Annotated in this window: 20 protein-coding genes and 1 other RNA gene; 13 read left to right on the top strand and 8 right to left on the bottom strand. The window is 39.4% G+C overall.

Annotation, left to right across the window (positions count from 1 at the left end; all coding sequences use genetic code 11):
• Positions 1-27: 27 nt before the first annotated feature.
• The gene (gene fur / locus POD11_RS02965; RefSeq protein ID WP_016141990.1) at positions 28-465 is read left to right on the top strand and encodes a ferric iron uptake transcriptional regulator; all 438 of its coding nucleotides are present in this window, start codon (positions 28-30) and stop codon (positions 463-465) included.
• Between the two features lie 69 nt (positions 466-534).
• Here fur and POD11_RS02960 read toward each other — a convergent pair whose 3' ends face one another.
• Both POD11_RS02960 and POD11_RS02955 read right to left on the bottom strand, forming a co-directional pair.
• Positions 535-1653 (bottom strand): PilT/PilU family type 4a pilus ATPase, encoded by a 1119-nt coding sequence (locus POD11_RS02960; protein WP_262456256.1) that lies wholly within the window; start codon positions 1651-1653, stop codon positions 535-537.
• Between the two features lie 19 nt (positions 1654-1672).
• Positions 1673-2710, bottom strand: a complete 1038-nt coding sequence (locus tag POD11_RS02955; RefSeq protein ID WP_025470368.1) for a type IV pilus twitching motility protein PilT — start codon at positions 2708-2710, stop codon at positions 1673-1675.
• Positions 2711-2836: 126 nt separating this feature from the next.
• On the opposite strand from POD11_RS02955, the gene POD11_RS02950 reads away from it, so the two are divergent.
• A complete protein-coding gene (locus tag POD11_RS02950) occupies positions 2837-3529 on the top strand; it encodes a YggS family pyridoxal phosphate-dependent enzyme (RefSeq protein WP_262456255.1) in 693 nt (230 codons plus the stop codon).
• Positions 3530-3729: 200 nt separating this feature from the next.
• Here the strand turns inward: POD11_RS02950 and POD11_RS02945 are convergent, their stop codons facing one another.
• Complete coding sequence (locus POD11_RS02945; protein ID WP_262456254.1) at positions 3730-7326, bottom strand: AAA family ATPase; 3597 nt, start codon at positions 7324-7326, stop codon at positions 3730-3732.
• A 9-nt stretch (positions 7327-7335) separates the two neighbouring features.
• The gene (locus tag POD11_RS02940) at positions 7336-8604 is read right to left on the bottom strand and encodes an exonuclease SbcCD subunit D (RefSeq protein WP_262456253.1); all 1269 of its coding nucleotides are present in this window, start codon (positions 8602-8604) and stop codon (positions 7336-7338) included.
• Positions 8605-8768: 164 nt separating this feature from the next.
• Between POD11_RS02940 and POD11_RS02935 the strand changes: the two genes are divergently transcribed.
• Positions 8769-9242 carry an OsmC family protein gene (locus POD11_RS02935; RefSeq protein WP_262456251.1) on the top strand — a complete coding sequence of 158 codons (474 nt, stop codon included), beginning with the start codon at positions 8769-8771 and terminating at the stop codon, positions 9240-9242.
• A 75-nt stretch (positions 9243-9317) separates the two neighbouring features.
• Here the strand turns inward: POD11_RS02935 and POD11_RS02930 are convergent, their stop codons facing one another.
• Positions 9318-9695, bottom strand: a complete 378-nt coding sequence (locus POD11_RS02930; RefSeq protein WP_001059437.1) for a VOC family protein — start codon at positions 9693-9695, stop codon at positions 9318-9320.
• Positions 9696-10073: 378 nt separating this feature from the next.
• Here POD11_RS02930 and POD11_RS02925 point away from each other — a divergent pair, with 378 nt between their 5' ends.
• Together POD11_RS02925 and POD11_RS02920 are read left to right on the top strand one after the other, a co-directional pair.
• Positions 10074-10526 carry an ABZJ_00895 family protein gene (locus POD11_RS02925; protein ID WP_224993013.1) on the top strand — a complete coding sequence of 151 codons (453 nt, stop codon included), beginning with the start codon at positions 10074-10076 and terminating at the stop codon, positions 10524-10526.
• An 83-nt stretch (positions 10527-10609) separates the two neighbouring features.
• Entirely contained in the window at positions 10610-11515 is a 906-nt protein-coding gene (locus POD11_RS02920) for a TIGR01777 family oxidoreductase (RefSeq protein ID WP_262456250.1), read from the top strand.
• On the opposite strand, the gene POD11_RS02915 is transcribed toward POD11_RS02920, so the two are convergent.
• Together POD11_RS02915 and hemB are read right to left on the bottom strand one after the other, a co-directional pair.
• Positions 11507-12622, bottom strand: coding sequence for an NAD(P)/FAD-dependent oxidoreductase (locus tag POD11_RS02915; RefSeq protein WP_262456249.1), 1116 nt, complete (start codon positions 12620-12622; stop codon positions 11507-11509). The two genes, POD11_RS02920 and POD11_RS02915, sit on opposite strands and share 9 nt — an antisense overlap.
• Positions 12623-12647: 25 nt before the next feature.
• Positions 12648-13661: a porphobilinogen synthase gene (hemB, locus tag POD11_RS02910; RefSeq protein ID WP_000222569.1), complete on the bottom strand. Its 1014-nt coding sequence runs from the start codon at positions 13659-13661 to the stop codon at positions 12648-12650.
• Positions 13662-13803: 142 nt separating this feature from the next.
• Between hemB and POD11_RS02905 the strand changes: the two genes are divergently transcribed.
• The 6 genes from POD11_RS02905 to POD11_RS02880 all read left to right on the top strand — a co-directional run bounded on the left by POD11_RS02905 (position 13804) and on the right by POD11_RS02880 (position 20714).
• A complete protein-coding gene (locus tag POD11_RS02905) occupies positions 13804-14301 on the top strand; it encodes a thioesterase family protein (RefSeq protein WP_262456288.1) in 498 nt (165 codons plus the stop codon).
• 269 nt (positions 14302-14570) lie between these two features.
• Positions 14571-15722 (top strand): EmrA/EmrK family multidrug efflux transporter periplasmic adaptor subunit, encoded by a 1152-nt coding sequence (locus POD11_RS02900; protein WP_016141979.1) that lies wholly within the window; start codon positions 14571-14573, stop codon positions 15720-15722.
• Positions 15723-15728: 6 nt separating this feature from the next.
• Positions 15729-17255, top strand: coding sequence for a DHA2 family efflux MFS transporter permease subunit (locus POD11_RS02895; protein WP_016141978.1), 1527 nt, complete (start codon positions 15729-15731; stop codon positions 17253-17255).
• A 306-nt stretch (positions 17256-17561) separates the two neighbouring features.
• Positions 17562-19544, top strand: coding sequence for a gamma-glutamyltransferase family protein (locus POD11_RS02890; protein WP_262456245.1), 1983 nt, complete (start codon positions 17562-17564; stop codon positions 19542-19544).
• A gap of 161 nt (positions 19545-19705) precedes the next feature.
• Positions 19706-20065: a transfer-messenger RNA gene (gene ssrA, locus POD11_RS02885) on the top strand.
• Between the two features lie 202 nt (positions 20066-20267).
• The gene (locus POD11_RS02880) at positions 20268-20714 is read left to right on the top strand and encodes a very short patch repair endonuclease (protein WP_262456244.1); all 447 of its coding nucleotides are present in this window, start codon (positions 20268-20270) and stop codon (positions 20712-20714) included.
• A 69-nt stretch (positions 20715-20783) separates the two neighbouring features.
• On the opposite strand, the gene POD11_RS02875 is transcribed toward POD11_RS02880, so the two are convergent.
• Positions 20784-22325 carry a DNA cytosine methyltransferase gene (locus POD11_RS02875; RefSeq protein ID WP_262456243.1) on the bottom strand — a complete coding sequence of 514 codons (1542 nt, stop codon included), beginning with the start codon at positions 22323-22325 and terminating at the stop codon, positions 20784-20786.
• Between the two features lie 352 nt (positions 22326-22677).
• Here POD11_RS02875 and POD11_RS02870 point away from each other — a divergent pair, with 352 nt between their 5' ends.
• A complete protein-coding gene (locus POD11_RS02870; protein WP_262456242.1) occupies positions 22678-23442 on the top strand; it encodes a hypothetical protein in 765 nt (254 codons plus the stop codon).
• Positions 23439-24803: a hypothetical protein gene (locus tag POD11_RS02865; protein WP_262456241.1), complete on the top strand. Its 1365-nt coding sequence runs from the start codon at positions 23439-23441 to the stop codon at positions 24801-24803. Before POD11_RS02870 ends, POD11_RS02865 begins: the two co-directional genes overlap by 4 nt.
• Positions 24804-24809: the final 6 nt, after the last annotated feature.

The following is a 24809-nucleotide window of genomic DNA, read 5'->3' as shown; positions in this document are numbered from 1 at the left end:
TTGAGATTTGTTGAGAGACCTTTTTTCATGCCTATTTCCAATCAAGATTTGCGCAAAGCTGGACTTAAAGTTACCCTTCCACGAATTAAGATTTTGGAATTATTAGAAAATTCAAAACAACATCATCTTAGCGCTGAAGATATTTACAAGACTTTGTTAGAACAAGGGGAAGATGTCGGTCTTGCGACAGTTTACCGTGTGTTAACACAATTTGAAGCTGCAGGTATCATTCAGCGCCATCATTTCGAAAATAATCATTCTGTTTTCGAAATTATGCAAGAAGATCATCACGATCATTTGGTTTGCCATAATTGCAACAAAGTTATTGAATTTACTAATGATATTATCGAGAAGGAACAGCATGCTGTAGCAGAGCAACATGGGTTTACTTTAACGGGTCACTCATTAAACCTCTACGGTTACTGTAACGAACCTGAATGTCAGGAAGTACTGCGTAAGAAATAATCGTTTTCACACAAAGAAAACAAATAAAAAAGGAAGGTTACGTTTAACCTTCCTTTTTTTATGAAGAAATTACTGTTTGTCGAAGGTTAAATGCTGACTTGTGCCTGCAATTTGATCAGGACCTTCTTCGGCAAGCTTAATTGTTAAACGTAAATCGTTTGGTGAGTCAGCATGTTTTAATGCATCTTTGTAGGTAATTTGGCCTGATTTATAAAGATCAAAGAGCGCTTGGTCAAAGGTTTGCATACCAAGTTCACGTGAGCGTTTCATTAAATCTTTAATTTCATGAATTTCGCCTTTACGAATATAGTCTGAAATTAATGGTGAATTAATTAGAATCTCAATTGCGGCACGGCGTGAATTACCATCTGGCGTTGGAATAAGTTGCTGTGCAATCATGGCCTTTAAGTTAAGAGATAAGTCCATGTAGAGCTGGCTGTGGCGGTCACTTTCAAAGAAGTGAATAATACGATCAAGTGCTTGGTTGGCGTTGTTGGCGTGCATTGTGGCTAAGACCAAGTGGCCCGTTTCGGCGAAGCCAATTGCATAGTCCATCACTTCACGCGTACGAATCTCACCAATCAAGATTACATCAGGTGCTTGTCGCAAAGTATTCTTTAAAGCTACTTCAAATGAATCAGTATCGATTCCAACTTCACGTTGGGTAATGATGCAGCCAGCATGTTCATGAATAAACTCGATGGGGTCTTCAATGGTAATGATGTGACCTTTAGAGTTATGGTTACGATAGCTAATCATTGAAGCCAGCGAGGTCGATTTACCTGTACCTGTTGCACCTACAAAAATAATGATACCGCGTTTGGTCATCGATAAATCTTTAAGTACAGGCGGTAATTGTAAGTCATCAATTGAAGGAATTTTAGTTTCAATTCGACGGAGTACCATACCCGGCATGTCACGTTGCTGAAAAGCACTCACACGAAAGCGGGCAGTTTTATCACGGTTCATAATGGCAAAGTTACATTCACGAGTGTCTGCAAATTCTCTGCGCTGTTTTTCACTCATGATGGAATGTAACAGTTGACCAATTATTTCGCCTGAAAGACTGTTTTTTGAAATGGGAACAATTTGCCCGTTAATCTTCATCGATGGTGCAACGCCATCTGTAATAAAGAGGTCGGATGATTTTTTTTCAACCATCAAGTTGAGCAGGTCATTAAAATCCATATTTATTCTCTAGTTATTTTTATAGGAATGATTCAGGCTGTTTAGCAGCAGTACGAGCCGTTTGCGGGCTGATTACACCGCGAGCCACTAAACCTTTTAAGCTTTGGTCGAGGGTGGTCATGCCATGATTCGCACCCGTCTGAATGGCTGAGTACATTTGCGCGACTTTATTTTCACGAATTAAGTTACGAATGGCAGGAATACCAATCATGATTTCATGGGCTGCGACACGACCGCCGCCATTCTTTTTAAGCAGGGTTTGTGAAATAACAGCCTGTAAAGACTCTGATAACATGGCACGAACCATGTCTTTTTCTTCGGCTGGGAATACGTCAATCACACGGTCAATGGTTTTCGCAGCAGAAGTGGTATGAAGCGTACCAAACACCAAGTGACCTGTTTCGGCAGCAGTAAGTGCTAAACGAATAGTCTCAAGGTCACGCATCTCACCGACCAAAATAATATCTGGGTCTTCACGCAGTGCTGAACGTAGCGCTTCATTAAAGCCGTGTGTATCACGATGCACTTCACGTTGGTTGATGAGACATTTCTTAGATTGGTGTACAAACTCGATAGGGTCTTCAACCGTTAAAATGTGGTCATAACGGTTTTCGTTAATGTAGTCCATCATCGCTGCAAGTGTGGTGGATTTACCTGAACCTGTTGGGCCTGTAACCAGTACAATGCCGCGTGGATAGTCACAAATATCTTTAAAGATTTGACCTAAGCCTAAATCTTCCATGGTAAGTACTTTGGAAGGAATGGTACGAAACACTGCACCAGCACCACGGTTTTGATTAAATGCGTTAACACGGAAACGCGCAACATTAGGCACTTCAAAAGAAAAGTCGGTTTCAAGTTTTTCTTCGTAGTCACGACGCTGTTTATCATTCATGATGTCATAGACCAGACGGTGAACATCTTTATGATCTAGAGCTGGTAAGTTAATGCGCCGAACCTCACCATCAACGCGAATCATTGGTGGCATGCCAGCAGACAAGTGTAAATCGGACGCGCCATTTTTCACAGAGAAGGCGAGTAGCTCTGTAATATCCATAATTTCCCCAAGTAAATCAAAATATGTCATTATTTTGTAGAATAATATACGGCTTTCACCGAGGCTTACCAACACCTCGCTTTAGGTGAAAAGCAAAAAAGTTTTTTGAAAATGAGAACCTTGTCAATGAATTACCTGCAAGATGCGCGGCAGCACGTATTACAGCAAATCCAAACTGCTTGTGAGAATGCTCAACGTGCGCCTGAAACCGTGCAACTTTTAGCCGTATCGAAAACACATCCAAGTGAAAGTTTGCGTGAAATGTATGCAGCAGGGCAAAGAGCATTTGGCGAAAACTATTTGCAAGAAGCTTTAGATAAAATCGAAGCTCTACAGGATTTGGAAATTGAATGGCATTTTATTGGTCATGTTCAACGCAACAAGACTAAACATTTGGCCGAGAAATTTGATTGGGTACATGGTGTAGATCGTTTAATTATTGCTGAGCGGCTATCTAACCAACGTGGCGATGATCAATCTGCTCTGAATATTTGTTTGCAAGTGAATATTGATGGGCAAGACAGTAAAGATGGTTGTGCACCAGATGAAGTTGCCGAGCTGGTTGCCCAAATCAGTCAATTACCAAAAATCAAATTACGCGGTTTAATGGTCATTCCAGCCCCTGACAATACTGCCGCTTTTGCAGATGCTAAGGCCTTGTTTGATGCGGTGAAAGAAAAGCATGCCTACCCAGAAGATTGGGATACTTTAAGTATGGGGATGTCGAGTGATTTAGAAGCTGCAATTGCTGCAGGATCAACGATGGTTCGTGTAGGAACGGCATTGTTTGGTGCTAGAGACTATTCGCAAAAAGGGTGATGTAAGCTTTATCTTACAGAAATTGCGGCCTTTTGCGGCTATGGCAGACAACGCTTTTTTCGTACTATGAACTCATCAGGAAACAGGATGTTTCTAAGAATAACAATAAACAGTGATGAATGGATGCATACAGGTACGACAGGAGTTATACCAACGCAGAATCTAAAAAAGCCTCGACAGGATGTCGGGGCTTTTTAGTTTTAACCCACAACTTCAATCGTACTTGCACCCGCACCGAGTGGTTTTACCTGAATTTGTACAGGAATACGCTCATGCATTTCTTGAATGTGTGAGATGAGAATGACCTGACGTCCCTGATTTTGCAGTTGATCTAAAGCATTCATGACCATATGCAAAGATGAGGCATCTAAAGTACCAAAGCCTTCATCAATAAATAGCGATTCAATTTTCATTGAACCCGAAGCCATATTGGCAATGGCTAAAGATAAGGCAAGGGCAGTTAAGAATGACTCACCGCCAGATAAAGAGGCAACAGAGCGAGTTTCTCCATCCATATCGTGGTCAATAATGGCAAGGCTTAAAGACTGATCAAGACGTTTTAGTGTATAGCGCTGAGACAGCATCGCCAGTTGCTGGTTTGCATGTTCTACTAAAATATCTAGGTGATATTGCTGGGCGTAGTCGCGGAACTCTTTTCCTTTGGCATCACCAATCAGACCTGAAATTTTGCTCCAGCGATGTTCTTCTTGCTGAATATTCTGAATTTGCTCTGCATATTGTTGCTGCTTCGCAAGGTTTTGTTGATGTACTTCGAGCTTAAGTTTAAGCCGATCACGTACTTCAAGTTGTGCTTTAAGCTCTGCAATATTGTTTTGAATAAGGCTAACGAGCTTTTCATGTTCAATATCTGGCTGAGTTTGTAAGTGCTCACTCAATTGCTCTTGCATGGTTTTAAGTGCAGAAGAGGCTTCACTTAATAAACGCTCGGCATGATTAAGACGGTTACGAATGTCTTGCTCTTGGGCTGAATTGATCTGTATGAGCGCCATAAGATCATGTGACTCAAAATCAGTATGGGCTTTTAACCAGTTTTGAATTTGTTCATCAATCTGCTGCTGGTGCGCCGCAGTGTGTTGATGTTGATGCTTGAGCTGATCGAGCGATTGTTTTTGCTGTTCAAAGTGCTGTCTGGTTTGTTCAAAGCGTTGTTTAGCCTCGTGATACGCCATCTGTTGTTGCTGACGTTTAGCTTCATGCTCAATTAGCCATTCGTGCGGTTTAATATCGGCACGGCCAGTCATTTGCTGAATGAGCGACACTGCTTTTTCATTATTTTGTTGGCCTTTAAGCGTAATTTCTTGGAGATTTTGGTCAATCTCATCAATTTGCTTCGCCATTTGCTCAAGGTTAGCAGTCAACATTTTAAGTTCTTGTTGCTGCTGTTCAAAACGCTGTGCAAGCTGTTCTTGTTGCTCAAGTTGCTTGGCGCGTGCATCAAGAATAGTCCAAGTCTGCTTAGCCGTTTGGCTACTCGACTGCTGCCACGCTTGCTGTTCTGTTTCAGATAAGCACTCAACAATATGTTGAACCTGTTGTTGCCATTGCTGTGCAGTATTAAGCAAGCTTTCATTACGCTGAATAGACTGAACGAGTTGACTGTGTTGTTTAATCGCTTGGACTAAACGCAAGTTTTCTGAGTCAAATGAACTTATAGCAGTTTGCGCGGCTTGCCTGAGTTCGTTCAGCGTTTGCAAGATCTGCTCAGGAGCTTGATTAAGCTCAATATGTAATTGATTGTGCTTAAACGTTTGCTCAAGCTCTTGCTGCAAGCTTGATTGTTTTGTTTGAAGTTGAGTTAGATATTTCTGAACTTGCTCAAGCTCAGCACGGCACTGGGTAAGTGCATGTTGCTGGGTTTGCCATGTATTAAATTTAGTTTGCTCTAGTGCAACAGCTTGCTGCTCTTGTTGTTGCTGCAAATCGAATAAAGCTTTAGAGACTGCACTGTTATCAACACGATAGGGATGATGTGTACTTCCGCATACTAAACACGCATAGCCTTCTTTAAGATTGGCTCGTAACTGCTCAATATTTTCAGTATGTAATAAACGCTGCTGTTGCAGGATGTGCTGTAACTTTTCACGCTCAGTTTTTGCTGTTTGGTAATCTTGCTCAGTCGACTGGCAAAGAGTTTTAAGCTCCTGCTCTTGCGCTGAGACTTGAGTTTGTTTTTCAGTCAATTGCTGAAGCTCAGCATATAACTCATGATAAATTTTAACTTTCTGTTGAGTCAGATCTAGCTGAGTGATTTGAGCAAGCTTTTGTTCTTTGTCTTTACGTTGCTGTTCAAGCTTTAACTCAATTTGTTCAACTGTGCCGAGTGAAGCTGTCAGTTGTTCAAGTTCACTTTTAGCTTCCGCTACCTTTTGGCGGGCAAGGGTAGGATTGCCAAGCTGTTGTTCAATCGCTTCATAGTTTTGAATAAACTGCCCGAGCTGATGTAGATGTGCTGAGAGGCCTTTGTCTAATACAGCGTATTGTTGAGTATGGGTAAGCTGCTGTTGTAGATGAACTTGGTCTTGTTGAAGCTGTGCAATATGCTGCTGCACAATGTTTTGCTGTTGTTGCAATGGACCGAGTTTTTGCTCAAATACATTTTTCTTTTCTTTGCACTTTTTATATTCATCGGCAATAAAGGCACGTTCTTGAATGGACTGTCGAACTTGATTTAAAGCATGTTGATGCTGTTGCTCAAAATCGAGCGTCTGTTTGAGCTCTTGTTCGGCAAGTTGATATTGTTTTTGTCCTGTTTCAAAAACTTGCACCAACTCATTAAACTTGGTTTGAGCTTGCTGAATTTGTGGCTCAAGTTGTTGTAGCGTTTGTAAATTTTGAGATTGCTGAAAAACCTGCTGGCGTATTTCAGAGAAAACTTCGAGTCGTTTTAATTGCTCACGTTCACCAGCCAATTGTTGATGGTGATTTTGCTGAGTTTGAAACTGTTGCTGTTTAGCTTGAACTTCTTGCTCAAGTTTTACTTTACGCTCAAACCATTGTTGCTGTTTGTCTAAAACATTTTTATGTTGTTCTAACTTTTGATGGTTTTGTTCGACCTGCTGATATTGTTCGGTAAATGCAGCAATTTCTTCATCAGACAAAATTTCAATATGGCCTAAGAACTCTTCAAGCTGTTTACGCTGCTTTGCAATATCGGCTGTTTTACGAAAGGCCAATTCACCGATTTTGGCGAAAATGCTGGAGTTGGTCAGGTACTCAAGTAACTCACCGCGTTCGCTGTCTCGTGCTTTTAAAAATGCAGTTACTTCTGACTGGGCAAGTAACACGGCACGAGTAAATTGTTCAAAAGAAAGCTGGGTAATTTGTTTAACTTTTTCATCAACTGCTTTGGCTTTGTCGGCAAGTATGACACCGTCAGTCAGGCATTTTAAATGGCGCTGCACACTTTGTAATTTGCCATTTGGGTTTTCACGTGCCCGTTTAATTTCCCAACGTGCCAGATAGCGTTTCTGGTCTTGTGCAATAAAACAAAGCTCAGCAAAACCATGCCCTGTACCACGGCGTAAGACAGTGAGTGGTGAATTGGTCAGTAACTCTGAACCATCGACATCTTTTAATTTACCATCGCTGTCTTTAAGGCGAGGAACCCGATTAAATAAAGCCAGACACATGGCATCTAAAATGGTCGACTTACCTGCGCCTGTTTTCCCTACAATTGCAATGAGACCAGCATGAGCCAGAGGCGCGCTTTCAAAATCAATAAAGTGTTCATCAGAAAGAGATGCCAGATTTTTTATTCGGATGGATAAAATTTTCATGACATATCCTTAAGGGGTTGCATCATTTTCAAGATGTTTTTGTGCTTCTTGTACTAGACTTAGAAAATCTTTTAAGACCGCGTCATCGGCGTTGTAACCTTGTTTTTCCCAGATATTTTGAAAGAGTTTTTCTGGTGTGGGTGGTTCAAGTGCGATTTGCTGAGGAGTAGTTGAGTCGGTCGAGTCTTTATTCACATATTGACGTGAAATACGTACTAAACGATAGCGGTCAGGAGGTAGAGCCGCTTCAAACTGCTGACGTAAATTCGGCTGTGGCGGCGTTAAGCTATAATATTCAATATCGACATATTCACGGTGGTCAATATTTTCAATCACGCCATGAGGCAAGGCTTTAAGTTGTTGTAGCACTTCATTTAACTCACCACGAATGCGGTGCAATTGTATGCAACGCGGAATTTCTATAGCTTCAAACTGCAAACGACTGTCTGTGTTTTGAGTTGGGTCAATTTTGACCTCAACTACTTGGTGCTTATAGTTAATTTCACTAAAAGAAAGCGGAATGGGCGAGCCACTATAACGGATATGCGGTTGGCCTACTTTTTGTGGTTTATGTAAGTGCCCTAAAGCGACATAGTCGACAGCATCTTCAAATAAAGTCGTTGAAAGTGCCTCTTCGTTACCAATAATGATTGGGCGTTCAGAGTCAGATGTTTCTCCACCTTGCATATGCGCATGTGACATCAAAATCAATGCTTGGTCTGGCGTTTTACGACGTTTGGCTTCGGCAATGAGTTGCTGGTGCAAATAGGCAATCGCATTTTTGCTATTGGTGGTATGTTCATTAAAGCCCGTAATTTCGGCTGAGCGTAAAAAAGGTAGGGCAAGGCACCACGCCACAATATCCTGATTTTGATTATAAATAGGTAAAAGTAGTCGATCGAGATCTAGAGTTTTATCTTCATTCCAGCGAACTACGCCCACTGTTTTTGCATTGTATTTTTCTAGAAGCGGTTCAACCTGTTCAATACGGTAGCCTGAGTCATGGTTACCCGCAATCATGAGCGTTTGCATGTGCGGTGCGATGCGATGTGCATCTGCTAAAAATTGGTAGAGTTGTTTTTGTGCCTGAGAACCCGGATTAATAACATCAAAAATATCGCCGGCAATGAGCAGGGCATGTGGTTGTTTTTCTTGGATTTGAGTCAGCAACCAGCTTAAAAATTGTTGGTGTTCATAGTGTCGTGAGTGATTATAAAAAAACTGCCCCAAATGCCAGTCAGAAGTATGTAGAAAATGTACGGACATAGAAACAGACATCAAGCCAAAATAAACACAGATACGTTAGCATAAATTGGCGAGAGATTTTATCAAGACATTTTAAAGTGCTTGTTATTTAAGCCTGCAGTAGAACTTAAATTATTTTTTTCACTTTAAACACTGCTTTGTTACTATCAGGTCAAATCATAAACTCTGAGAACAAAATGACTATTCATAAATACGAAGTAAAAATACAGTGGGAAGGCAATACAGGTACAGGCACTTCATCTTATCGTTCATATAAACGAGATTTTAGTATTCAGCATCCTCAAAAAGCCACAATTCAAGGTTCATCAGACCCTGCCTATTTAGGTGATGTGACCAGATGGAACCCAGAAGATTTATTGGTCGCATCTGCTTCAGCTTGTCATAAGCTTTGGTATTTACACCTGTGTGCAGTCAATCATATTTACGTTGTGAGTTATGTCGATCACGCACTGGGCTTTATGGAAGATACAGATCCAGTCAAACGTGGTCACTTTACTCAAATTATTTTAAGACCAGAAGTTGTTTTAGAAAAAGGTGCTGACCAAGAGCTTGCAGCAAAACTGCATGAAGAAGCACATCACGAATGCATGATTGCCAATTCGGTGAATTTCCCAATTACATGTGAAGCCACTTTTAGCTTTGCCGAATAATCAATATGAAATAGCCACCGATAAAAATGCAGTGGCTATACATTAAAAAATAAATAGAGCCGTTAAATAAGATCTTTAAGCTGCATTTTCATCGACTTGGAAAATACCAAAAACGTTATGGTCTAAATCGACAAAATAACCATGCCAAGCACGACCGGGAATGGCGAATTTATCCATCGCCACAATACCACCTTGCGCTAAAATTTTGGCAGCCACTTCATCGAAGTTTTCGACTTGAACCGAACAGGTAAATGCATTGGTGCCATATTCCATTGGCGGCGTTTGAGCGGGGCGTTTTAATAGTCCCCCCATGATTGAAGGCGTTTCGATACGATAATATTCAATTGGTAGGCTTTCATCGAGTTTAAATTGCCAACCGAACACAGCTTGATAAAACTGCGCATCGCGGGCAGGGTTTGAAGACTGGATTTCAAAATAGGCAATATTGTTCATATTATTTAAATCATTTTTATGGTGCAAAAAGTATACGCATAGCCTTTATAGCCACGAAAGAACTATTGTGTATGGTGAGCGTAAAATAAATAAAAGTGCTAAAAAATAAAAACCGACGATTCGAGTGATGAGAGAATCGTCGGTCAAAAGCTTCATCAAGGGTTTCGGCTGCTAACAAAACCTAATCCGAAGGAAAGAAAGAGTCGTAATGAAAGGTCACCGAAACAATTTTGCGGATGCCGTGCAAAGGAAGTATTCGGTTGCTGCGACCTTATTACCCTATATAACGTCAAGAGATCAGGATTGGTTGACAGAAAAATGAAAAAAAATCGAAAAAAATTTATAATTATTTTTTGAACCCATAAATTAGGCAAAAATATGACCAAATTACGTTCTTACTTTCTCTGGTTTTTTGCTTTATGCATCGTGCTTACCTTAATTGTAGGTGTGGTTGCAGCACTATTACCAGCGAGTGTAGGTGGTATTTTAACAGCCGTTCCATATTTAGGCGCAATGATTTTTGTCTTATTTAAATTTTTAAAGAAAGAACGCCGTGCTCCGACTGTACAAGAAAAAAAGAAATTTACTTTAGGTTTTAGTCTGATTTTTTGGGGCTATAACTTGTGTGGTGTTTTATTTGGCCTATTTTTATTTGCCAGAAAAGACCCTGAGATTTTGCAAAACTTTATGCTTTACCTCAAACAGCCTCAGTTTTTAAGCATTATGGTGATCATGCTTTTAATGTTAGCTATTCCGCTTTATTTAATTACCTACTGGTTTTACGGCAAACAGGCACAGCGCATGGCTGACAAAATGTTTAACGTGCAATAGATCACTATGAAAACTCATACGTTTAAATATAAATGAGTCTTATACAATTAAATAAAACTTGAATCCTCAGCCTGGGAGGAAATATGAATAAGAATGTATTAATTACGGGCGCCAGCGGTTTTATTGGCACGCATTTAATTAGGTTCCTATTACAAAAAAATTATAACGTGATTGCTGTGACACGGCAGGCTGGAAAGGAATCTGACCATCCTGCCTTGCAATGGGTGCAACAGTTTGAAGATATTTCGACACGTCAAATTGACTATGTGGTGAATTTGGCCGGTGCAAATATTGGCGAAAAACGTTGGACCGAGTCACGTAAAAAACAACTCATTGAAAGTCGAGTAAACACGACCCGAAAATTGTATGTATGGCTCAAGCAATCTGAAATTTTTCCAGAAGTGATTGTCTCTGGCTCGGCCATTGGTTATTACGGGATTGATGATCAAGAAAAGTGGACAGAGGTGTGCACTGAGCAAAGCTCGCCACAGCCTATTTTTATGTCCGAGCTTTGCCAAGAGTGGGAACATGCAGCTTTAGCAGATCCTCAGCAAAATACTAAAATTATTCGCTTAGGCGTAGTGTTTGGGCAAGGCGGCGGCATCTTGCCTAAAATGTTGCTTCCAATTCGACTCAATTTAGTCGGTCAGATTGGTCATGGGCGTCAACCTGTAGTTTGGGTACATATTGAAGATGTATTAAGTGCAATCGAGTTTATATTTAAGCATCCTCAATCTGCCAAAATTCATAATGTCGTGGCGCCAGAAAATGTGACTCAAAAGGTATTTGTTGAGCAAGCTGCTGCGGTACTCAATAAGAAACCACTGTTGTCAGCGCCTAGCACGGTTTTTCGCTGTTTGTTGGGGGAGCAGTCGCAATTGATCTTAAATGGTCAATACGTTAAACCCGCTGCCTTACAAGCAGAAGGATTTGAGTTTGCTTATCCGCAATTAAAAATGGCTTTAGAAAATATACTCGCGTCAGGCTAAGATTTTATTTTGCAAACGCTCTGGGGAATATGCTTTGGCATCCACTAATGTCGGTTGACCCAGCATAAGCTGACGCAGCAATTGTGCAGAGCCTGCACCCATACATAACCCATTTCTAAAATGACCAAAGTTTGCCCAGAGGTTATCCATTTCAGGCATTTTGCCAATGTAGGGAACACCATTTGGTGAACTTGGTCGAAGGCCTGCCCAGCGATGTACAATCGGGAAATTGGCCAGTTCAGGCACCATTTCTAAACATGCTTCTAAAATATTGTGCTGAGTGGTTTCGTCGGTAGAGGTGTCAAAACCACGATGTGCCATGCTAGAACCACACACGATATGACCGTCCATACGTGGAATCAAATACATGACTCGATTCATACACATGGTCGGTAGCCAGTGAGCTGGGGTTTTAAACAACAACATTTGACCTTGCACAGGTTCGACTGGAATTTCGAGTTGTAATTGTGAGTTCCAGTAATGGCTCCAAGCACCCGAAGTTATTACAAAATGATCTGCTGTATGTTTGCGACCATCCTCGGTTTGTAGTGCCTGTATCACATCGCCTTGTTGAATCAGTTTTTTAACAGCAGCGTGTTCAAAAAATTCAACATTTGGATGTTGTTTTAAATAGCTAATGAGGGATTGTAATACGCGTGGATTGCGAATATTAGACAGTTCAGGGAAATAAATGGCTTCTTGAAACTGATCGGAAATATGCGGGTTGACTTGCTCTAGCGCATCTCGCTGTAAATATTCACAGCGCTGCATCGGTTCTTGATGTTGCTCGGCATAGGACAAACCAACGTCAAAATCTTCTTCATCAAAAATCAGCATGCCTGTGTCATGAATTTCAAAATCAATCCCTGTAACAGGGTAGAGTTTTTGGTTCCATGCTTGATAAGAGGCTTTACCAAATTGAGCAAGTTGGTTCACTGCATGCACATAGCGCCACGGGTACATCGGAGAGAGAATACCTCCGCCAGCCCAAGAGGCTGCTTGTCCCGCTTGTTGTTGATCAAAAATGCTGATGGTACAGCCTTGTTCAACCAACTCCAGCGCAGACATTAATCCACTTATGCCCGCGCCAATGATTGCAATATGCATGCAGTGTTATCCTTTCTCTGCGAACTTAGTTCATTTCCTTGAGTTTTTCGGCAGCAGTTTCTGCAAAGTAAGTCCAGATCCCGTCTGCACCTGCGCGGCGGCAGCACATGAGTGATTCTAAAATCACTGAGTCTGATAACCAGCCATTTTGAATTGCGCCAGCTAACATTGCGTATTCGCCACTCACTTGATAAATGAATGTTGGAATACCAAAGGTATCTTTCACTTCACGTACCACATCCAGATATGGCATGCCCGGTTTTACAATCACCATGTCGGCGCCTTCTTGAATATCAAGTGCGATTTCATGTAACGCCTCGGCACGGTTGGCAAAGTCCATCTGGTAGTTATATTTATTACCACCTTTTAGGTTGGATGCAGAGCCAACAGCATCACGGAACGGACCATAGAAGCTAGATGCATATTTTGCAGAGTAGGCCATGATGTTGGTATAGATATGACCATTGGCTTCTAAAGCTTGACGAATTGCGCCAATGCGGCCATCCATCATGTCACTTGGTGCAATTACTTCGGCACCTGCTTCAGCGTGACTTAAGGCTTGTTTAATCAAGCATTCTACAGTCTCGTCATTCAGCACATAGCCAGTTTCATCAATAATGCCATCTTGACCATGCGTGGTGTATGGGTCGAGTGCACCATCAGTAATTAACACCATTTCTGGTAATTCTTTTTTAAGCAAACGGCAGGTGGTTTGAACTAAACCATCTTCACGCCATGCAGCTTCTGCGGTGAGGCTTTTGTCTTCTTGCGGGGTAACTGGAAAAAGAGCCAGTTTTGATACGCCCAATTCCAGAAGTCTTTCAGCTTTTTTCAGTAATAAATCTGCCGACAAACGCTGAATGTTTGGCATACTTGGAATATCTTGGGTCTGATTTTGTCCCGGTAATACAAATACTGGATAAATCAAGTGATTGGTAGTGAGCTGTGTTTCGCTGACCATCGCACGCAACTGGTCATTTTTACGGATACGGCGCATGCGAGTAGCTGGAAATGCAGGACGATTGAACGTATAAGTCATAACAATCTCGATGTTCGGTATTACACTAGGATAGGTTGGCGGATATTCCATTACTGTCAACCGACTGCTGTATTGTAGCCCCATAATGCTGGATTTGTACAAAATTATGGGTGTTTATCATGCTTTTAAATTTAGGCAACGTATGAGTGATGAAAAGAAAAATTGGACGGGGAACATACAATTAGGCGCAAAAACCGACCTAAATGTGGTTCTCAACCAATTGTGTAAGGCGTTTAATAGCTGTCCATTTTTTAAGCATAGCGGAATGATTATGCGTGTGGTGGACGGGCACATTGAAGGCTATGTTGAAATGCAACCTGACCTCATTGGCAATTTGGCTTTTCAGGTTTTACATGGTGGTGTGGCTGCAACTTTGCTCGATAGCATTGGTGGAATTGTGGCTATGGAACATCTCTATCGCCGTTCAACCCCCGAAACCCTGCCTGAGACGATTAAACAAGTAACGCGTTTGGCAACTGTCGACATGCGTGTAGATTATTTAGCGCCAGGACGCGGTAAATATTTTATTGCCCGTGCTGAAGTATTACGTTTAGGCCGTAAAGGCTGCACCATGCGCATGACCATGGTCAATGATGAATATAAGCCGATTGCTGCGGGTATTGCCTCATATGCCTATTAATCTAGGCATTTTAAGCATTTAAAAAGCGCTCAAGGCGCTTTTTTTCATATTAAAAAAGATAAAAATTTCACAAAAACCTTGAGATAAACATTAATTTAATTAGAACGAACGCATTAGTTATAAATTTTTATTCTCATATTATGAGGTTTTAGCGTTAAAATTAGCTCCTTTGACAATGCGGTATGTCTTGTTCATAGAAAAATAAAAACTCTATAACAAGGTGTAGTGCGAGATTGATGGCAAAGCCAACTCATCTTTAGGAACATACCATGACTGATGCACAAAGCAATGTACAAGAAACAGTGCCAACAACATCTGCCTCGGATGACAACAACCAAAACAAGCGCAAGAAATTTCTTGGTTTTTTTGCGCTGATTTTATTGATTGCCGCTATTTTATATGCAATCTGGGCATTATTTTTAAATCACTCGGTGAGTACGGATAATGCTTATGTCGGTGCAGAAACCGCGCAAATTACCTCAATGGTGAGCGGACAGGTCGCTCAGGTTGCTGTAAAAGATACTCAAACGGTACATCGTGGTGACGTGCTGGTTCGTATTGATGACCGTGATGCCAAAATTGCATTGGCTCAAGCTGAGGCAGAGCTTGCCAAAGCAAAACGCCAATACAAACAAACTGCGGCAAACAGTAGCTCTTTAAACTCTCAAGTTGTGGTTCGTGCTGATGAAATTAACAGTGCCAAAGCACAAGTCGCTCAAGCACAAGCCGACTACGACAAAGCTGCTTTAGAACTCAACCGCCGTGCGCAACTTGCTGCCTCTGGTGCAGTATCTAAAGAAGAACTTACTAAAGCACAAAGTGCTGTTGAAACAGCCAAAGCAGGCTTAGAGCTTGCCAAAGCTGGTTTAGCACAAGCGTCTTCAAGTCGTAAAGCTGCTGAAAGTACCTTAGCTGCAAACGAAGCGTTAATTCAGGGTGTAAGCGAAACTTCGACTCCAGATGTACAAGTTGCACAAGCGCATGTTGAACAAGCTCAGCTTGATTTAGAGCGTACCGTGATTCGTGCACCAGTCGATGGTGTGGTTACGCGCCGTAATATTCAAGTCGGTCAACGTGTTGCGCCGGGCACGAGCATGATGATGATTGTGCCGCTTAACGATTTATATGTAGATGCGAACTTCAAAGAAAGTCAGTTGAAAAAAGTCCGTCCGGGTCAGGCTGTCACACTAACTTCAGATTTATATGGTGATGACGTTGAATATCACGGCAAAGTGATGGGCTTCTCTGGTGGTACAGGCTCTGCCTTTGCCTTAATTCCGGCTCAAAACGCAACAGGTAACTGGATTAAAGTGGTTCAACGCTTACCGGTTCGTATTGCACTTGACCCGAAAGAACTTGCTGAACACCCACTACGTGTTGGCTTGTCGATGGAAGCAAAAGTCGACTTATCTGCGAAGTAAACGCTTATGAAAACGCAAACACCTTTTGCCGAACTAAGCGGTGGCCGTTTATTACTGGCAGCGTTTGTTATTGCCTTGTCGAACTTTATGGTCGTGCTTGATACGACCATTGCCAACGTATCTGTACCGCATATTACCGGTAACCTTGCTGTTTCAAGTACACAAGGGACATGGGTTGTTACGTCGTATGCTGTTGCAGAAGCGATTTGTGTACCTTTAACGGGTTGGCTGGCAGGTCGCTTTGGAACGGTTCGGGTTTTTATTTTTGGCCTGATTGGTTTTACCATTTTTTCTTTTTTGTGCGGTCTAGCAAACTCCTTAGGTATGTTGGTGTTTTTCCGTATTGGACAAGGTCTATGCGGTGGCCCACTTATGCCGCTCAGCCAAACCTTGCTGATGCGTATTTTCCCTCAAGAAAAGCATGCACAGGCGATGGGCCTATGGGCAATGACGACCGTCGTCGGGCCAATTTTAGGGCCAATTTTGGGTGGTCTGATTAGTGACAACCTGTCTTGGCACTGGATTTTCTTTATTAACTTACCTGTTGGGATTATTTGTGTTTTAGCAGCAATGCGCTTATTAAGAGTAGCTGAAACAGAAACAATTTCTTTAAGAATCGATACAGTCGGTTTAGGTCTGTTAATTCTCTGGATTGGTGCGCTACAGCTCATGCTCGACTTAGGGCACGAACGCGACTGGTTTAATAGCACGAGCATTATCGTTTTAGGTTTAACTGCCGCCATTGGTTTTGTGGTGTTCCTCATATGGGAACTCACCGACAAACACCCCGTGGTAGACGTGAAAGTATTCCGGCATAGGGGCTTTGCAATATCGGTACTGGCTTTGTCACTCGGCTTTGGCGCGTTTTTTGGCAGTATTGTACTGATTCCGCAGTGGCTGCAAATGAACCTTTCCTATACCGCAACATGGGCCGGATATTTAACCGCAACCATGGGCTTTGGTAGTTTGACCATGTCACCGATTGTGGCAAAGCTTTCGACCAAACATGACCCACGGGCGCTGGCGAGTTTCGGTTTGATCTTGCTCGGTGGTGTGACCTTAATGCGGGCATTTTGGACCACAGATGCTGACTTTATGGCACTGGCTTGGCCGCAAATCCTACAAGGTTTTGCTGTGCCGTTCTTCTTTATTCCACTGTCCAACATTGCACTTGGTTCGGTACTCCAGCAAGAAATTGCATCTGCTGCGGGCCTCATGAACTTTTTAAGAACCATGGCAGGGGCGATTGGTGCTTCAATTGCAGTGACCGTGTGGGACGATCATGCCAAAGTTGCACGTAGCGAAATGGTGTCAAATCTAAACACAACCGAAGTTCAAAATAACCTGATGCAAAATGGTTTTTCGGCTGACTCGACGCTCGGAATTATTTCAAACCTCGTCGATAAAGAAGCCATTACCATGTCGGCAAACCATGTGTTTTTGCTGTTTGCGATGGTATTTGTCTTTGCGGGACTAGTGATTTGGCTATGTCCAAAACCCAAAGGAAATACAGGCGGTATGCCATCCCACTAAACACAAAAAAGCATCTTTTCGAAGGTGCTTTTTTTAGCGCTATTAAAAAATAGGCTAGGTTCGTAAATGGTAGATTTTGCCTGTATTTAGTTGAATAAAGCATGCCAGAATCGGGCAGATCAGTTATAAAAGCGTGTGATATCAAGCAAGGAGGCATAATACAGGGCACAGGATAAAACGCCCTCAAGCATTTACTATTATAAAATCTTATTTTTATCAAAGATTAAAAAAACTTAATACCTGAAAACTAGAGAAGCTTGCATAGCAATTGCATGGATAGGCAAGCGTATATATTGGAGTTATCACGTGAATATAAAATATTCATTTTTGTTCAGCAGTTTATTAGCAGTCGGTTTATTACAAGGATGTGGAGATGATTCTTCAGATCAACCCAAGGATGACTCAAATACAACTCCGCCCAATTTAATTGTAGATAATGACCCGACCAGTTGCAGCAAACTGGCACAAGACGGTTCAAGCGTGGTGGTGGGCTCAAACCAAAATGGTGACCCAGCCGCGCCTGAAGGTGCATCGGGTTATAGACTCGGTAACACGGTTAAATATTCAGATAAATATATGGTGGTGGCAAACACGCCACTTGCGGTAAAAGCAGGTTGTGATGTTTTAAGAGCGGGCGGTAGTGCAGTCGATGCGGCGGTTGCGGTACAAGCAGTGCTTGGTTTGGTCGAGCCACAGTCGAGTACCATTGCTGGTAGTGGTTTTATGATGTATTACGATGCCAAAACCAAACAGGTCACGGCTTATGATGGTCGTGAAACCGCACCAGCCGCAGCTAATCCATATTATTTAATTCGCCAGAATATGGATGACCCAAATTCACCAGCACCTGTACCAAGTGCGCGCCGTAGTGGTCGCTCGATTGGTGTGCCGGGTGTGATGCGTTTACTTGAACAAGCACAAAAAGAGCATGGCAAACTTAAGTGGAACCAGTTGTTTGATGAAGCCATTGGTTTAGCTGACAACGGTTTCCGCATTCCGGGACGTTTGGCAGATGCGATTGCAAGTAATGCAAATAGCTTGGCGCTCGATGCAAATGCAATGAAAACCTATTTCTATATAGATGGTTCACCACGTAAAGTCGGTGAAATCATGACCAATAAAGAATATGCAAAAACGCTTGAAGCACTTGCTGTACAAGGAGCAAATGCATTACACACTGGGCCGATTGCTCAAGCGATTGTGGCAAAAGCAGGGCAAACAGTCGGGGATGACCCAGCAAGAACTCCAATTACGCCAAGTTTGATGACCTTACAGGATTTATCAAACTATGAAGTGAAAAAGCGTACTCCGATTTGTACCACTTACCGTGATAGTTTCTATGTATGTACCATGCCACCTCCATCTTCGGGAGGGATCGCGGTTGCGCAAACACTGGGTATTTTAGAAAACTTTGATATGTCGCTCTATCCACCTAAAAACCCTGAAAATGAAGGCGGTGTGCCGGATGTAATGGGCGTGCATTTAGTGTCTGAAGCAGAGCGTTTAGCTTACGCCGACCGTGACAAATATGTCGCAGACACTGACTTTGTTGCTTTACCAGCACAGGGTATTCCAAGTTTTATTGATAAAAACTACTTAAAACAACGCGCAGCATTGATTAACCCAGACCAAAGTATGGGCGTTGCACCAGCAGGTAATTTCAATACAGCTTCGGGAGTTGACACCACTGTTGAACACGGAACAACTCAGTTCACGATTGTAGATGCATATGGCAATGTGGTTTCAATGACATCGACTGTTGAATCGAGCATGGGTTCTTTCCACATGGTGGATGGTTTCTTGCTATCGAACCAGTTAACTGACTTTAGCGCGAACCCTTATGACAGCACTGGAGCTCTGGTTGCCAACCGTGTAGAAGGGGGCAAACGCCCACGGAGTACCATGGCGCCAACTTTAGTGTTTAAAGGCACTACGCCAGATGAGTTTTATATGGCAACAGGTTCACCAGGTGGCGGTACGATCATTCAATATGTAGTTAAAACTTTGGTGGGTGCATTGGACTGGAACTTAAATGCACAGCAGGCGACTTCGCTTGTGAACTTTGGCGCGACCAATAGTAAAAACACCAATGTTGATAGCTCGAATGTGCAGCTTTCTTTAGTTGACCTGATAGAAGGCTTAAAAGCAAAAGGGCATGGCATATCGAACACTGCGCAAACCAGTGGTATTTCAACGATTATGAAAGTAAATATTAATAATCAAAGCAAATACGCAGGTGGGGTAGACCCACGCCGTGAAGGGATTGTGTTAGGCAACGGTGCTTTATAGGCCACACTTTAAAAAAAGCTGTCATTTTTGGCAGCTTTTTTTATGTGACCCTTGAAAAAAACAAAAGGCTCTCCATTATGTAAATATGTTCATCAGTAGCAGACTGTTGATAAATTGCACAGCATTTTATTTTAGTTATGCTATGATGTTCAGACATTCATGGGGATGTTATTGGCTTCGACGCCGGTGATGAAACTCATAGATGCATGCCGAGAGCGCATTTTCTCTCGTAAATAAAATTTGCATTTTAATAGTCGCAAACGACGAAACTTACGCTCTAGCTGCCTAAGGGCAGTTTGTCCGCTTCCTAGAATACTTGTGGTTTAGGAACCCGACCGTAGCGCACGCACACAAGTCCGTATAGAGTCAAGCCTCGGGGCTTTATACCAAACTTAGAGGATCGCACCTTGTACCCTGTTCGTCGGGTCACTTGGTGTTAAAACAATAGACGATATCTAAGCATGTAGTATTCTCGAGCGTAGTGCTGGCGGACGCGGGTTCAACTCCCGCCATCTCCACCAAGATTCGTGAAAAGCCCTGAAACGAAAGTTTCGGGGTTTTTTAGTATTTTAAAAGTGAATTTTACTATTTTTAGAGTAGTTATTTTACAAAAGTTATAATTTACTATTTGAAATTTATATAACTAGAATACTTTTTATACTAAATAAAAGTCAAAAAATAAGATAATAGTTAATAAAATAAGAAAAAGTTAGGATTAAAGAAATGATTGATATAGTTGATACATCTACTCGAAGCCGTATTATGGCAAGTATAAAAGGTCGAGATACAAAACCAGAGATATTAATTCGTAAATTATTACATAAAAGGGGATTCCGTTTCCGTCTTCATGTAAAAGAACTTCCAGGTAAACCAGATGTTGTATTAAAAAAATATAAAGCAGTTATTTTTATTAATGGATGTTTTTGGCATGGCCATAAAGATTGTCATCTTTTCAAACTTCCTGCTACAAGAACTGATTTTTGGGAAGAAAAAATAAATAAGAATCAATTGAATGATACTAAAACGATAAAATTACTATTAGATAATGATTGGCGAGTTTGTGTTGTATGGGAGTGTAGTGTAAGAGGTGCAAAAAAAGATTTAAATATAGTCATTAATAGTATTTCTAATTGGTTGTTAAGTGATAGTATTTTTACTGAAATATATTAATTTTTATTTATAAAATTAGTAATAAAACTAGTGGATAAGTTCTAATTAATATTCACTAGTTTTTTAATCTTATAAATTAATATAGTGTTTTTTCAATAATGAATAGACAATAGAACTAATTTGTAGAGCAAGATAAGGCGGAACAGCATTACCTACTTGTATGTATTGGTTAGTGCGATTACCTTCGAAAATATAATTATCTGGAAAAGTTTGTAATCTGGCACTTTCCCTCACAGTAAGGCTTCTACATTGTTTTGGATCGTAATGAATAAAATAATGTCCATCTTTTGAAATATGACTGGTAATAGTAGTAGCTACTTTTGATGAAATTTGGACACGAAATCGGTCATTATGTGTACCTGTGTTCCAATTTTGATGTTGAGGAGCAAGCTCATGAGGAAAATCTTCGGACTTAGGTGAAACTCCTTTTTTCTGGCCATATAAAGCACAAAAACTGTATCTAAGAAGATCTGATTCCATATGTCCTCTAGTCTCATGATTTAATACTAAATTATTAAGTTGTGAATCAAGAATCCAGTCACATAAATGTTTCGGTAATTGATTTTTATGCTTGTTTTTATGGATTTTTTCTTTTCTTTTCAAATTCTTATAGGGATAAAGATCTTTATCCTTAAAATTGATATTATTCAATTTATTGAGAATTTCTATATTATTTAAAATCACTTCTTTCCAAGAACTTTCTGAGTCAATTTTTTTTGATAAACCACTTCTTAATTTAGGTAAATCTCCAATAGCCTCTTTAACTGAAACTTTTGGATAATTATCCTTATTTAAAATATCCGGAATCTGTTTAATATCTTCTCTTATACCAAGTAAAATAACACGATGTCTTGCTTGAGGAATACCAAATTCTTCGGATTTAATTAAATAATTTATTTTTTCAGAACAATTATTTTCTGAATTTTCATTAGTTTTTTCTACAAGTGAATAGATCTTGTATGAAGGACAATGTTCTGCCCCTTTTGTAATTTTTGAAGGGTTACGCAAGTCATTAAGTATTTGTGGAAATATTAATTTATCTTCGATTTTTGCTGTAAGAATACCTCTTACGTTTTCCATTACAAAAATATCAGGCTGTGCTATTGATAGAACCTGTAAATATTCTTTATAGAGAAAATGACGATGATCATTTTCAGGTACATAATTTTTATTACCTGCATTTCTGGAACGGCCAGCCAAACTATAAGCTTGACAAGGTGGACCCCCGATTAATATTTTGGGACCAGTATGTTTATTAATCAACTCACGAACTCGTTCATGAATTAGCTGGTTATCCTTACCCAGTTCACGTGGTGCATTGAGTGTTTCATAATTAGCTGCTTCAGATATCGATTTATAGGTTTCAAAAAGTTCTTCTCTTGAAATTTTTCCTTCTAAATATTGGTAATATCCTTCTAAAGAATTACTTTCCTTAGCAATTCTATAAAAGGCCCTAGTCGTCAATGTCTTATGCGCATTTTGATCCTTTTCGACAGACATGCCAATTTTGAAAGGGGAAATATTATTTTCATTTAGAAATGATGCAAATCCTTCTCCTAGACCACCTGGACCAGAGAAGAGATCAATTACTAAAATATTATTACCTTTCATAGCATTCTTACTTGTCAAAACAGTTGAATGATACCAGGTCTTGTCAAGTAGGCAATAGTCACTAAACTTATTTCTACTAGTTTTCTACGGAAAAGATTAGAAATTTAGGTAATTTCAGTTCATTGCTAAATATAAAATTAGATATGTTAGTTATAGATAATTGCGTATAAAATTTTATAAATATTTATAATATGGTAGACTGGGAAAGTGATATGTTATACGACTAAATTTTCTATACTTTTAATACTATTAAATTCGCATGGATTTGAACAAATTACCTAAGCAATATAGATTGATTTATAATCTTTCAGAGCAACTATTTATAAAGAAAAATTTTAAGTGTGTAGCACTTGTGTCTAAGACACCATATTTAACAGCATTAATAGCTTGTCATGGGGCAAAAATAGAAATTGTACCACCTTTTTCTACAGGAACCTGTATTTTACTGCCAGAAGAAGACTTAAGTAAGGGATATTTTCATGCAGTAATTGATGAGACTGTATACTTTGATAATGAGAAATTCTATTATTTTAGGCGGCATAAAAAGCGTGAAAATTCTAATGTTGCGCCAGTAAGAATAGCGAAAAAAACTTCTTTTATTGAATCTGTTGGAAAGGTTTTTCCTAATCAAAAAGAACACGAATGGCTAGGAAAGCGTAATATACATTTAAAAAATTTAAGTAATCTATCAAACTCTCTATTTCCCGTTATAGTAGGGAAAAAGTGTAAATCAAATATTGATTATTGGTTAAATATTCCACTAGGAATTGATTTTTCACCTGATTTATCTATGGCAAATATTATTAACACAGGAGGAGAGGGAAAATATTTAGAAAATTTTAATATTCAAAACCCTTACAGTATTAATATGAAAAATTTTGAAGAGCAGATTTGGATAAATAATGTACCGAAAGATATTAATGAAGGAAATTTTTTAATAATTTTGTCGCCTTATACTAGCAATTTTGATGACTTGACGATAGAAGTCAATGACCTTTATGCAGAGAATAATTTGACCTATCTAGGAATTGATGAAGTAGGGGAAGAACTTAGAAAAAATGGTATAGGAAATAAAGCAATATTTACTGGGACTATAATGAAGGAGAAAAATAAATGAGTCATTTTTTTTTAGATTTTGATCAAGTAAAATTTAATTTTGTTCCTTATCACTATGAACCTTTATCTTTGTTTTTTAATGAAATATATAAAATAATAAATCTTACTCATGAAGAATATGAGATAAGTAGTATTTTAAAGAGAATAAAAAAAGTAATAAACTATTATATTATAGGGAAAGAAATCCTAGAACAAGAGATTGAAGAAATAAGAAGTCTATGTAAAAAATATCTTTGTAGATCAGATTTAATCGAAAGTGCAAAAATAATATATAAAGTAATTTTATATATTAAACCAAAAATTATAATAGCTGAGTGTTTGGAGAATTTAGTTCTACTTAATTCTTTTGATAAATATGGACTATTGGTAGAAAATGAAAAACAATGGAAATATATTGTGAAATTGCTAGAAAATAATGATTTATTGGGTTTTTTGCAACCAGTTTTTAAAAATCAAATTCGCGAAAAATACTTCGATATTCCTATAATAACTTTTTTCCCTATTTCATGGATTTATGAAATTATAGTGCAACCTATCACTGAAAATTTATTTTTTATACAACCGGACTTTTCTTTTAAGCAAAAAGAATCAAAAATAAATTTTAAAGCACCTGATAATAGTTCTATTGAAGTTGCATGTGAAGAATTTGAATTTATTTATGGTTCATTGATAAATATTGAGGCGTGTGGTGATTTTAATAGTAAGTTTATTTTAAAAAAAGATTTTACAGAAAAATTAATTTTTTCAGAAGATTTTTATAATTGTTCAGATAGACCTTTATATTATATTGAGTTTAATGATAAATTCGGTGTTACTCATAATTTAGAATATAATAAGCAATATATAACAATTTTGAATGATAATAATGTTGAAATACTTGTATTTGATAATGAGGAACAAGTTCGTTGTGTTAAATATATTATAAAAGATATTGATACCTCTAATTTAACATCAGAAAATTTAAAACAAGCAAAAAATATAATTATGGAAAAGTGGAAAAAACCTTTAAGGGAATATTCTAATTTAGATAAACTGGTAACTGAATTAAAAAAACTTGGTTCAATAAAGGCTACATTACAAAATGTTAAAAACTGGTATAGTCGGGATACTATAGCTCCAAGATGTATAGAAGATTATAAAGCAGTACTTTTATTTGCAGGAATAAGTGATAAAAAGGAAGTAGATAGATTTTTAGAAATGGCACGAAAAATTAGAGGAGATTCAATAAGTGATGGTCATGAAAGGAAAGTAGTCGGACAAGAACTTATTTTAGATTATCTGAATAAGATTAATACTTTTGAAAATTTAGAGGGGTATTTTAACATTGAGGGAATAACTTTTTCAATTATTGCTTTAGGTTGATAATAT

Source organism: Acinetobacter sp. P1(2023), from assembly GCF_028367635.1.
GTDB classification, from domain to species: Bacteria; Pseudomonadota; Gammaproteobacteria; order Pseudomonadales; family Moraxellaceae; genus Acinetobacter; species Acinetobacter pittii_E.
The sequence above is the reverse complement of the archived record's forward strand: the minus strand, read 5'-3'. Positions and strand labels throughout refer to the sequence as shown.